Raw genomic sequence first — 9,914 nt, forward strand, 5'->3', positions numbered from 1 at the left:
GTCAGGCGGTGGCAGGTCGCAGCCTAATGCGTCCACTTTGACACCGGGTTTGGTGCCTGGGCATTGGTCGCCGCTGTCCTTGATGCCGTCGCCATCACCGTCAAGTTCGCAGCCTTTGCCATCGACCTTGACGCCCGCTTGGGTGTTGGGGCATTTGTCCGTGTCATCAGGCACGCCATCTTTGTCGGCGTCTTTGGGGAGTTCACAACCATTGGCGTCAACCGTGGCGCTGGCGGGAGTGCTTGGGCATTTATCGGTTTTGTCAACGACACCGTCCTGGTCGGAGTCCTTGGTTTCATTTTCGAGGGCAGTGGCAAGTTGTTGCTTTTCGCTTTGTAGGGAAGCGTAATTCTGGCGTAATTCAGTGAATTGCTGGCTCATTTCCGCCGTGGCGTTGGCTTTGTCCGCCAATTCATCTTTTTCTGCTTTGCAACTTTCCAACTCGGCTTTTTTGACGCTTTCAGCCAGCTCGCCCTGTAGGTTGGTAATTTTGCTTTCCAGGTCGCCTTTGCCTTTTTGCGTTTCTTCCAGTTGGCGTTTTAGGTCGGCAATGGTTTTTTCTTGCGCCGTCAGGGCGGCTTGCGTTTTGCCCATTAGGTCGGACTGTTGTTGGCGCAAGCTGTCAAGGGTCTGGGTAAGGTCATTGATTTGTTGGGTGTTGGTGGCGCTTGGGGCGGCTGGTTGCACTACCCCTGGCGTTCCCTGCAAGTAAACGCCATTGCGGTAGCCAGCGGCAGGCCAAGTGGTGGCCGGTAAGGTAGGCGTGGGCATTTGCGGTGACGTTGGCGGTGCCAACATCGGGTTGGGCAGAAAGTAATAGCCGGGGTTGTAAGATTGCATGCCGCCGAGAAAAGGTTGCATGTAATTGTAAGCGCTGCTCCAGCCATTCATGGCTTGTGGTTGGGCGTAGTTGTAAACGTAAGCGGGTGTGGCGTTGGTTCTGGCGGCGGTTACGTCCACTTGCGGGTAAACATAGGCGACGCCGTTGCTGGCGGCGGTTGTCGTGGTTGTGGTGGGTGAATTTGTTTGGGGATAAACGTAAGTTCCGGTTGCGCTTGTGGCGGTTCCGGCAACTGCGGGTGGAGACCCCGTAGGCTGGGTGTAGGTGACGCTGCTGGTGGGGATGCTGTTGGTTGTCAGCGATTCCATTCCATCTGATGGTTTTTCCGTCGAACTGGAGGTTTCAGGCGGCAGTGAAGCAGGGTCGGGAAACTGTGGTGTTTCCGCATGTGCGGCTGCCGTTATGGCTGAAGCCATAGTCAGGCTGACAATCAGTTTTTGCATGGGTCATTCTCTCGCAAGGCGTTTGGTTTGTTTACCTGCCGCCAATGGACAAGTCACGGCGGGCGGCGGAAATGGTGATCGTGAAGCCTGCGATGACATCCAGGAACGCCATTCCGGTCAGGATCAGAAATACGGAATTGCCCGCCCACGGGTAAATCAGCCAGGCGGTCAGGTAAAGGATCAGGACAAAGGTGGACAACAAGTGATCCACAATGGTGGTTTCAGATGTGCGGGTGGATTTGAATAGCTCAATATACAGGAAGCCCACACCTGTCAGCACCATGACATCGCCCCAGGTCGGTTTCCATAATTCGCCGGATGGGAGGCCCACATGCATCAGCACATGATTAAGTCCGCCAGGAAACAGGCTGGTTTTTACGCCCAGCCAGTAGATCAGCAGGAGTATGCCAAAAAATGGGATGATTTGTAGGGCGCGTAACATGGAAGTCACTTATTCTCCGTTTTGTTTTGTAAGGCAATAATTCTATTTGGTTAATTTTTATCAACACCACTTATCCATGCTGTGTTGGCGAAGTTGTCAGGACTTGGGATAGAGTATACAGGTCTGAATTGAATTATAAACAAAGGGCTTTCCGGAGTCAGGCGCAAAACACAAAACCTTACAGATTCAGTCTGTTGGGTAGCGTAAGGATGGGGCGTCGCGTTCGTCGGAATAAGTTTGTGGTAAACGCGCCACAAGGAATATAGTGGCTGTGATCATGTGACCCAATACAATAACAAGGCACACAGCAGAGAGATACAACCATGAATAATAATAAGAATCTTGCCTCCGGCTGGGCTATCCTGCCATTACTGTTCTGCTCCGCAGCGGTGCTTGCAGGTGACGGAGGTACTGATGCTTCATTCGGGCAGATTCCTGCCCAAAACGCAACTTTAGAAGATGAACCTGTGCCAGCAGCACCCCCATCTGCCCGAAACGCCCCTGACAGCATGAGCCAGGCACAAGCGTTGGGTCAGGAGAGTGATGGCTTCCTGGATGACGCAACTGAAACTTCTTCCCTCAATACCGGCTATGTGGGCGGCAATACCCGTATCGGCATTGGCGTCGATTCCGAACTCAAGGGCAAGGCTGAAGTCAGCCAGGTGCTTAACGAAAGCGCTAGCAGCGCCACTATCGGGCAGGGCTATGTCGGCTTCAACCCAAACGCGGACAAGGATATGGGTGAAGAAACCTTGACCGGCGCTGGTGTCAAACTTAACCATCATTGGGCTTCAGGCGGTGACAGCGCAACGTATGTCAACAAGATTTTTGGGGCCTATGACCAGAATGAACAGAAAGATAAAAAAGTAACCGTTGGTTATGGGCAGGAAAATGCCGATCTGTTCTGGTCGGGGCATGTCAGCAAAGGCATTTCTGACAGCCGTGCCTCCACCACTGCGGGCGTGACGGAAAAGGCGTATGACCTGGGCGTAGGCGGTCGGGTCGGGTCTTATTTGGCCGGGCCACAGATGCGTGTCCAAGGCGGGTTGGATTATGAATGGGGCAAGGATTTTGCCGATACTGAAAAACGCCCGACCCAAACCACGCTGACTGGCGGGGTTGAAAAATTCTTCCCGGATACTCCACACAGCATAGGTGCCGAGGTCGAAGTCTATAAGAAATCCGGCGGCTTCGAGGACGGCAATAACAAAACGGAAACCCGCGGGGGCGTTTCCTACCGTTATGACATCGGCAGTGACGCGGGCATCTGGCAACCGGAGCACCGCTACCGCCGTGTGCGCGTGGAACTTCCTGGCGAGGAAATCAAGCAAGCGCCCAAAGTTGAGCGCAAGCTGGTCAAAAATACCATGGAGCTGGAGGCGGACACTTTCTTCAAGGTTGACAGCGCCAAGCTGACGCCGGAAGCGCAGGAACGCATGAAAGCGGTTCTTGGACAAATCCGCGCTTCCGGTTATGAAGGCAATATCCGCATTACCGGCAATACCTGTGACATCGGTTCCTTGGAGCATAACCAGAAGCTTTCCGAGCGCCGCGCCAACGCCGTGCGCGATTTCATGGTCAAGAACGGCTTCAATGGCAATGACTTGATGGCGCAAGGGCTGGGTGAAACCCAACCGAAATACCCGAATACGGATGCGGAACGCCACAAAAACCGCCGTGTCGACATCGAGTATGTGACTTACCAGAACGAGTACAAAAATGAAGTGATTGAACAGGGCGGCACTTCCCGCTCTGACCCGAAAGTCGTCTGGCGCAAGGAACTGATTGCTGAACCGCCACTGTGGGTACGTCAAGCGTTGCGTAACGTGGCTGACCACAAGCAAACGGTTGACACCTACAAGACTGCCGCCGGTTCGACGGCAACCAATCTGCCGCCCACCGCCCACAATGATGCGGCGACAACCACAACAGGTGCGCCTGTCACCGTGGACGTGCTGGCCAATGACACTGACCCGAATGGCGATGTGCTGACTATCGCCAGCTTCAATCAGGGCGGCAACGGCAGCGTCACCAAGGTGGGCAATAACTTGGTGTATACGCCGGTCGCCGGTTTCACGGGTACGGATACCTTCACCTATGTTGTCGCTGATCCAGCAGGTAACCAGAGCACAGCGACGGTCACCATTACGGTGAATGCGCCGACATCGAATGCGCCGGTCGCCAATAACGACACCAGCACCACGACTTCAGGCACGCCTGTCACCGTGGATGTGCTGGCCAATGACACCGACCCGAATGGCGATACGTTGAGCGTTTCCAGCTTCGGCCAGGGCGGCCACGGCACGGTTACCCAAAGCGGCAACAATCTGGTGTACACACCGGCTGCCGATTTCAGCGGCACAGACACCTTTACGTATACTGTGACTGACCCGGCTGGCCATACGGCGACCGGCACGGTGACAGTCATTGTGAATCCGGCGGGGAACCCGAATGCGCCGGTCGCCAACAGCGACAGCGCCGCCACGACTTCCGGCTCGCCGGTCGCGGTGGATGTGTTGGCCAATGACACCGACCCGAATGGCGATACGTTGAGCATCTCTGCCTTCGGCCAGGGCAGCCATGGCACGGTCACCCAGGATGGCAACAACCTGGTGTATACACCGGCTGACGGCTTTGTCGGGGAAGACACCTTCACCTACACGGTCACTGACCCGGCTGGCAACACTGCAACTGGAACGGTGCATGTCCAGGTGGCGGCGGGTGCCAATATGTCGGCATCGAACGACACTTACACCCTCGAAGCCAACAGTTCGGCCACTGCATTGGGCATTCTGGCCAATGATACGGTTCCTGCTGAAGGCGTGACCATTAGCATTGTCACGGCACCCTCACACGGTAGCGTGGAAGTCGTCGGCAATCATGTGGAATATACGCCAGACGCTGATTATGTGGGCAGCGACAGCTTCACCTACCAGGTTACGGATAGCACAGGCGCATCCGCCAGTGCCTCGGTTGAGCTGACCATTGGCGCTTGCACCACCTGTAATCCTCTGAAAGCGGAAGATGACTATCTGCTGATTGAGCTAAACGATACGGAAACCAGGACGCTGACCGTGCTGGACAATGATAGCGGCGATGATCTGAAAATCGTGGCTGTCGGCACCCCGCGTTACGGTACGGCAACGATCAGTTCGGATGGCAAGTCAATCCAGTTCACCTTACGCAGCGGTTACTGTACTGACCATGCCTTCACCTATACCGTGCAGGATAAATATGGCAACCAGACACAAGCGACTGTGGTGATTGACATTGCACCTGCCAACACTGACCCGAACAGCCCTCCGGATTGATTCCAGGCGCTGGACCATAACAGGGCCGCAGTGGTGACGCTGCGGCCCTGTTTTTTTGGGCGACCTGCCGTTTCACGTTAATGGGTGCTGACGCAAGGTATATACTAAAGCGACTATTATGGTTGGCGGGAGATGCATCATGCCGGGTGAAGTGGATCTGGACCAGTCAGCGTCAAGCCTGACGGATGAAAAAAACCAACTGGAAAGCGACATTTTCGCACTGGAAGCGCAGTTAAGCAGTGGCAGGCAACCAGACCTGGACAGCAGGCTGGCGCAGTTGAAAGGCAGGCTTTCCGAAATCAACAGCATGGAGACGCAGATTGCGGCGGAAAGGAAATCAAGGCTGGGCAATCTGCTAGGAAGCCTGCGAACCCAGCGTGCGTTTTCCACGGTGCGCGACATCAAGGAAAACCTGGACTCATTGAACACGGCGCGGGGTCAGGAGGGGACTATTACCGTCGCGGCTGGCGCGGAAGGCGTCGCCTTGTTGCGCAGCAAAAAACCACTGTTTGTGTTGCTGGATGCGGTCGCAGAAGCGTTGGGCGGCCTGTGCGCCAGTGGCGGCGCTGTTTTGCTGACGGCGGCGGAGCGTGAGCAGGCCCAGTCCGCCCGGTTTGTCAGCCGCAGGCTCACAGAGTTGAATGACAGGTTGAAGAAATTGACCGGGGCAACGCCCAGGGCCACGCCGGATCTGTCTGCAACACGGGGTGGGCCGCCCACCTTGGCACCGTCGGTTGTGCCTACGGCGGTTTCCAGCGTGTTTGCCGGGGCGCAACTGCTGGGTTTGTCGCTGGACACGCTTAACGGTTTGGCCAAAATGTTGCGGACTGACCGGGAGCTGGGCGTATTTGACTCCGGCGCGGAAGCCCTGACACTGCTGGGCTATTTGCTGGAATCCAAGGGCAAGGTTGTGGTGGCGGATTCTGTGGCGGGTGGGCAGGTATTGCTGGATGAAGCTTTTGTCCTGTTGGAACAACTTGGCGTCCTGCAAGGGTTGGTCGCCGCAGGCAAGGCAATGCCGGAAGAGGGGGCGGGCGGTTTGCTCAAATCTTCGTTGGAAAGCGCCAACAGTTTGCTGGCGGCATTGAACCCCGCCAGCCAGCCCGACGCTTTTTGGGGTCAGGTGAAAGGGCAGGCGCTAGCCAATGCCCTGAACGACCGGGAACGCCTGTTCGTTGAACTGAAAGCCCAGACAGTGCAGGTGACGGAAAAAAAATGGTACAAGAGCCAAAGCATCTACGCGACCGGCGAATTGCAGGTGGCCTACCGTCTGTTCAAGCCGGATGATTCCTTGAAAACGTCGGGTGTCATCCTGAAAGCCTCCCGGATTGATGCGGCGCAAATCAGCAAGCTAAGTGCGGCTGAATGGGTCAGCCCAACGGCGTGAGCTTGCGGCGCTGGCGGCGGCGGGTTCAATTTCCGCCGTCAGCGGCGCAGCAGGCTGTACGCCAGCAAGCCCAGACCCGTGCCGCCCATTCCCCAGCTTAATATCGACACGCCCAGCACGGCTGGCAGTAAGGCAGAACCAGCCGTCAGCGTGGCGGTGACCAGCAGGCTGCCCCCCACAATCGCCAGCTGGTTGCCGCGTTGTGCATGGCGCATTTCCTGCCGCAACTGTTCCAGTTGTTGTGATTCCCATTGCAGCTTGAGTTGGTGAAGGTTGGCCTGCTTCATGATGTCGTGCAGCATATTGGGCATGTAAGGCAGGTTTTCCAGCAGTTTGGGCAGGTTTTCCTTGGCGCCGTGCAACAGTGCGCGCACGCCCAGTTGCTCATCCATCCAGCGTTCAATGAAGGGTTTGGCGGTCGCCCACAAATCCAGGTCGGGGTACAGCTGGCGGCCCAAGCCCTCGATATTCAGCAGGGTCTTTTGCAGCAGCACCAGTTGCGGCTGCACTTCCATATTGAAGCGGCGCGCGGTCTGGAACAGGCGCAGCAGGAAGTGGCCGAAGGAAATGTCCTTGATCGGCAGGTTGAAGATCGGCTCGCAAACGGTGCGGATGGCGGATTCGAATTCTTCCACCCGCGTGGTGGGCGGCACCCAGCCGGACTCCACATGCAGTTCCGCCACCCGTTTGTAGTCACGGTTGAAGAACGCGTAGAAATTTTCCGCCAGATAGCGCTTGTCCTCCGGCGCCAGGGTGCCGACGATGCCGAAATCCACCGCCATGTATTGCGGCTCCTGCGGGTTGGCGGCATTGACGAAAATATTGCCCGGATGCATGTCGGCATGGAAAAAATTGTGGCGGAACACCTGGGTGAAAAACACTTCCACCCCCAGTTCGCCCAGCCGTTTGAAGTTGACGCCGAGTTCGCGCAGGCGGGAAATGTCGCCGACTGGGATGCCGTAAATCCGCTCCATCACCATCACATTGGGGTGGGTGTAGTCCCAGTGGACTTCCGGCACGTACAGCATTTGCGATTGCTCGAAATTGCGGTGCAACTGGCTGGCGTTGGCCGCTTCGCGCATCAGGTCGAGTTCGTCGAAGATGGTCTTTTCGTATTCGGCGACCACTTCCACCGGGCGCAGGCGGCGGCCTTCCTTCCAGTAACGCTGCACCAGCCGGGCGATGATGTACATCAGCTCCACGTCCTGGCGGATGGTTTTGCGGATGCCGGGGCGCAGCACCTTCACCACCACATCCTGGCCACTCCACAGTTGCGCGGCGTGCACCTGGGCAATGGAGGCGGACGCCATCGGTTCGGTCTCAAAATGCCGGAACACTTCCGTGACCGGCTTGCCGTAAGCCTTTTCAATCATCTGGCGGGACTGTTGGCTGGAAAACGGCGGCACCCGGTCTTGCAGGCGGGTCAGTTCGGCGGCGATGTCGTCCGGCAGCAGGTCGCGGCGGGTGGACAGCATCTGCCCGAACTTGATGAAGATCGGCCCAAGGTCTTCAAGCGCGCAGCGGATGCGTTCGCCGCGCGGACGGGTTTCCTGCTTGCCCCAGTTCCACGGCGAAAGGTGGTACAGGAATGCCAGTGGCCGCAGGAAGGGGATGGTGAATACGAGCTCATCCAGCCCATGACGGATGAAGACACGGTTGATCGTCCACAGGCGCAGCAAGCGGGTGAATGGTTTCATGTGTGAAGTTTAACCTTTTGGCTTGCTAGGCGTTTTCATATTACGCAAGCGTGACTGCATTGCATCATCAATCACTTTCTTGCCGAAAATGAGAGAAATTTCATGCAATATGTCTGGGTGGGTAAGTTCTTTCCATACTTTGAATGTAAAGGCATCAAATACAAATCCGTCACTACGTTGCTGAAATACCCAAATTCCACGGGCATCTGCCAGCGTCAAGGATTGGGCTTGTAGGCGTAAGGCATAGGATTTTGCTTGCAGAAAAGCATCTTTCAATTCTTTTGGTGAGCTAATGCGGAATTTACATTCGAGTACTGAAATAGCACTTTCCTCGCCGGGTTTGAGATCGCAGCCGAGTACGTAGTCGGGGTAATTGCGTTGCCCTCTCCCCATTCTGACAGGAAGTTGTCTAACCCAATCTGTTGTTGTGAAACCTAGTTTTAATAGTAGTGGCTCAAGCAATTGAGTTTCGACATCTCGTTCATTGTTCAACATCAAATCACCGAAAGCGAGTTCGCTAGGGGTTGTGGGAAGCAGAGTTGTATCAAACCCTGTTTGTTGGATTAGCTCACAAATGGCTCGGTATTCTTCTAGGCTCAGTGCACTACCACTACGTCCTTGAAAATGCGCTTTTACCGCAGGCGATGCACCAAGTAATGGGTCTTGTGCGAATGTTTTAAACGTGATGGGTGGTATTTTGAGGGGATGACCGACCCTAATGCTATTGTAGTAATAAAAAAATGGGTCATTGAATCCATCATCTACTACACGCCAGATGGAATGAAGATAACTTCTAGGGGAGGAACACCACATTAAAACAATATCGCCACGTCGTGCTTCTAGGTTACCCTGCCAAAAACTGATGGATTTTTCATTGGCTGCATCTAAATATTCAAAGTCAATGCTGTTGCCAAGGGAAAACCAAACACGGGATGCTTCAGGTAAGGTATTAGGAACAGCCAATGTGATGTTTCTTGGCGCGAAATCATATAAGAAAGCATTAAATTCTTCGGGTGAAAGACCTTGTTCAAAGCGAAACGCCTGAAATACCCGATTAATTTCAAGATAGTATAAAGCGCGTTCACGCTTTTGTTGCTTGGTAGGTTCATCGGGTAGGGTAATTCCAAAAAAATGACAGATTTTTGTCAGATGATCAAAGCGTTTTATAAAAAAATAGGGTATGAAGTAGTTAGGATGGGCGGAATGTAGGCCAGCAGATAAGCCCGTAATAGTGGCAAAAATTTGTCGATAAACTGTATCATGCTCAAGTCCTCCACCTATTAAAACAAGCCATGGACTTTCCTCCCCGACGGTGACAGGTATTTCCCAGCCCTCATCCACCATTTCGATAAAGAGTTCATCGGCTTCTTTGCTATCGTTGATGATACTATCTTGTGTGAATTCATGCAGTAAGTCATTTAAATTGACTCTCAGGACGTCTGATTCCCCGCTCTCGATGTTTTCAAAACCGAAAACTTCAAACGTGAATCCCATTTCCTGACGTATGTCACAAGTATTATCGAGTGAGTTCCAGTGTGCCGTGATATCACGTTTGATGGCTGCTTGTCCCTCTGGTGAGGCACGATACAAATCCCAAATGTAACGATTAAATTGCATTTTGTATTAGCCCCATTTGATTTTCAAAAAAATCATAATAATTTGGAATCATGCTTCAAAATTGCATGTTCAAGGCATCAATACCGATACGTCAGATATAAACGGGTTGACGATGGTCAGCTTGCCAATTTGCTGTCCGTGTTGCAGGTCTTCGCTCAGGACAAAAGCACAATCCT

General features: G+C 54.2%; 6 protein-coding genes. 2 read left to right on the forward strand and 4 right to left on the reverse strand.

The window, feature by feature from the left end; translation table 11 throughout:
- A partial coding sequence (locus VSS37_RS11570; RefSeq protein WP_324695380.1) for a thrombospondin type 3 repeat-containing protein occupies positions 1–1,284 on the reverse strand: 1,284 nt, incomplete at its 3' end.
- A 31-nt stretch (positions 1,285–1,315) separates the two neighbouring features.
- Positions 1,316–1,726 carry a hypothetical protein gene (locus VSS37_RS11575; RefSeq protein ID WP_324695390.1) on the reverse strand — a complete coding sequence of 137 codons (411 nt, stop codon included), beginning with the start codon at positions 1,724–1,726 and terminating at the stop codon, positions 1,316–1,318.
- Positions 1,727–2,049: 323 nt separating this feature from the next.
- Between VSS37_RS11575 and VSS37_RS11580 the strand changes: the two genes are divergently transcribed.
- Positions 2,050–5,037 carry an Ig-like domain-containing protein gene (locus tag VSS37_RS11580; protein ID WP_324695382.1) on the forward strand — a complete coding sequence of 996 codons (2,988 nt, stop codon included), beginning with the start codon at positions 2,050–2,052 and terminating at the stop codon, positions 5,035–5,037.
- Positions 5,038–5,176: 139 nt separating this feature from the next.
- Positions 5,177–6,424: a hypothetical protein gene (locus VSS37_RS11585; protein WP_324695384.1), complete on the forward strand. Its 1,248-nt coding sequence runs from the start codon at positions 5,177–5,179 to the stop codon at positions 6,422–6,424.
- A 38-nt stretch (positions 6,425–6,462) separates the two neighbouring features.
- Here VSS37_RS11585 and ubiB read toward each other — a convergent pair whose 3' ends face one another.
- Both ubiB and VSS37_RS11595 read right to left on the reverse strand, forming a co-directional pair.
- The gene (gene ubiB / locus VSS37_RS11590; protein ID WP_324695387.1) at positions 6,463–8,121 is read right to left on the reverse strand and encodes a ubiquinone biosynthesis regulatory protein kinase UbiB; all 1,659 of its coding nucleotides are present in this window, start codon (positions 8,119–8,121) and stop codon (positions 6,463–6,465) included.
- Positions 8,122–8,130: 9 nt separating this feature from the next.
- Complete coding sequence (locus tag VSS37_RS11595) at positions 8,131–9,738, reverse strand: hypothetical protein (protein WP_324695389.1); 1,608 nt, start codon at positions 9,736–9,738, stop codon at positions 8,131–8,133.
- Positions 9,739–9,914 lie beyond the last annotated feature (176 nt).

It is taken from the genome of Candidatus Thiothrix phosphatis, from assembly GCF_035668035.1.
Classification (GTDB): domain Bacteria; phylum Pseudomonadota; class Gammaproteobacteria; order Thiotrichales; family Thiotrichaceae; genus Thiothrix; species Thiothrix phosphatis.

Excerpts from the sequence above, each read along its gene's own strand:
- VSS37_RS11575 (WP_324695390.1), bottom strand. The coding sequence starts at position 1,726 with ATGTTACGCGCCCTACAAATCATCCCATTTTTTGGCATACTCCTGCTG.
- VSS37_RS11580 (WP_324695382.1), top strand. The coding sequence starts at position 2,050 with ATGAATAATAATAAGAATCTTGCCTCCGGCTGGGCTATCCTGCCATTA.
- VSS37_RS11585 (WP_324695384.1), top strand. The coding sequence starts at position 5,177 with ATGCCGGGTGAAGTGGATCTGGACCAGTCAGCGTCAAGCCTGACGGAT.
- ubiB (WP_324695387.1), bottom strand. The coding sequence starts at position 8,121 with ATGAAACCATTCACCCGCTTGCTGCGCCTGTGGACGATCAACCGTGTC.
- VSS37_RS11595 (WP_324695389.1), bottom strand. The coding sequence starts at position 9,738 with ATGCAATTTAATCGTTACATTTGGGATTTGTATCGTGCCTCACCAGAG.